Source organism: Acidobacteriota bacterium (genome assembly GCA_022562055.1).
GTDB lineage: Bacteria > Actinomycetota > Acidimicrobiia > Spongiisociales > UBA5794 > BMS3BBIN02.
In genome coordinates this window covers 1-2061 of sequence record JADFQA010000082.1, presented here as the reverse complement: position 1 = coordinate 2061, position 2061 = coordinate 1, and the positions used below count along the sequence as shown (strand labels likewise).

The window sequence follows — 2061 nt, the reverse complement described above, 5'->3', positions numbered from 1 at the left end:
TGCGTAACCGGCGTCTCTATGACGCTATCGACCAATGGGCCTTCTGCGCAATCACCCGAAGCAAAGGATGCCGAGCGTTCTACGACGAGCGACGCGCCAAAGGTGATCTCCACCACCAGGCGCTACGCGTCCTCGGGAACCGCCTCGTCGGGATACTCCACGGATGCCTCCAACACGGCACCATCTACAACGAAGACACAGCCTGGGCACACCGCCAACCAGCCGTCACCACGAAAGCAGCTTGACAAGAACCGCGCCTGGGGTGTCTAGAGTCGACATCACTGTGGTCGTGCCGACATACCGTGCCGGCGGTTCGCTCGAGCTGCTTGTACCCCGCGTAATCGAGACTATCCAGTCGACCGGCAACACGCTCGAAATCATACTGGTTGATGACCGTTCGCCAGACGATACCTGGGATCGAATAGGAAAACTTGCAGCGGACTACCCCCTTGTTCAGGGTGTCAGATTGCAGAGGAATATCGGTCAAATGGCCGCGACATTGTGCGGCCTTGCTCAATCGCACGGGGATGTTGTGATCACGATGGACGACGATCTTCAGCACCCGCCCGAAGAGTTGCCTAAATTGATCGGAGCACTCAAAGATAATCCCGATTGGGATGTCGTCATCGGGTCGTGGGATCGCGGGCGGGATGGATGGTTCCGGGCCATAGGTAGCCGTATATTCGCTTGGTTGCAGGACATGGCGGTCCCCGAGGGGTCGGGTCTGCGCCACACCAGCTTTCGCGCAATGAGGCGAGGGGTAGTCGACGCGCTGCTTGAGCACGGCACGCGAAATCCGGTGATGCTGTCGCTTCCGTTCGAGGTCGCGGAATCGATTCACAACGTGCCCGTCGCCCATTCAGCGCGCGAGATCGGCGAGTCAAACTTCAACTTCAGGAAATCGGTGAAGCTAACTGTCGACAATTTCATACAGTCGTCGACCTTGCCTTTGCGCTTCGTGGCCTGGTTCGGCCTGGTGACGGCGTTCGTGTCGGCGATCATCGGTGCTGTTTACCTCGTCCGCGTCTTCCTCGGTCCCGACACTCCGCCGGGGTGGGCATCGACATTTCTTCCGATCGTCTTTTTCGGCGGTGCGACCCTGATGTCGGTGGGCCTACTCGGCCGGTACATCGAGGTTGTGATGTCAGAGGTTCGCAGGCCGCCGCGGTGGGTTATCAGGGAAACAACCGATGACTGAGCGAAGGGTCATCAGGTTCAACGAACCGCACGTGACCGGAGCAGAACTCGAGTGAATCAAGGACGTCATTGACACACGAGTGTTTGCAGGGAACGGTCCATACACAAAGGCATGTCAACGTTTGCTTGAGAATCGGTACGGTGTACCAAGCGTTCTGCTCACCCACAGCTGCACCGGTGCGCTCGAACTAGCGGCGCTCGTCTCGGGAGTCGGCCCTGGTGACGAAGTGATTGTCCCGTCGTACACGTTCGCAACAACAGCATCCGCATTTCTCCGCACCGGTGCGAACATCGTTTTCTGTGAGATCGACCCTGCGACCATGAACATCGATGTCGATGATGTCGAAAGCCGCCTGACTCCTCGGACACGCGCGATTGTGCCGGTGCACTATGGCGGAATCGGTGCAGATATGGAAGGCCTGGAGCGCCTCACAGAGGGTACGGACATCACGATCGTCGAAGATGCCGCGCAGGGTCTCGACGCCAAGATTGGCGAGGAGTGGCTCGGGACGATAGCCCCGATGGGCACGATCTCGTTTCACGAAACGAAAAATCTGCATGCTGGGTTGTGTGGTGCGCTGTTTCTCAACGACGGTTCGTTGTTCGACCGCGCTGAGGACATGTGGGAGCGTGGAACGAACAGAACCAAGATGCTGCGCGGGGTCGTCGATAAGTACACTTGGATTGAGTCGGGATCTAGTTTTTGTCCGAGCGAACTACAGGCCGCGTTTCTGCTCGCCCAACTTGAACACATCGACGAAAACCGCGCAGAGCGGCAACCACTGTATGAGACCTATGACCGGCGTTTGAGACCGCTCGCTGAAAAGATGCCGTTCGCAACGCCAGACGTCCCACTTGGCCGAA

3 protein-coding genes are annotated in these 2061 nt (G+C 58.2%); all 3 read left to right on the top strand.

Features of this window, described 5'->3' with window-relative positions:
- Positions 1–245, top strand: a 245-nt coding sequence (locus IIC71_15180; protein MCH7670522.1) for an IS110 family transposase, incomplete at its 5' end; no start/stop codon positions are given.
- A gap of 17 nt (positions 246–262) precedes the next feature.
- Positions 263–1198: a glycosyltransferase family 2 protein gene (locus IIC71_15175; GenBank protein MCH7670521.1), complete on the top strand. Its 936-nt coding sequence runs from the start codon at positions 263–265 to the stop codon at positions 1196–1198.
- Positions 1199–1277: 79 nt separating this feature from the next.
- Positions 1278–2061 (top strand): aminotransferase class I/II-fold pyridoxal phosphate-dependent enzyme (locus tag IIC71_15170; GenBank protein ID MCH7670520.1); only part of this gene is annotated, 784 nt, incomplete at its 3' end.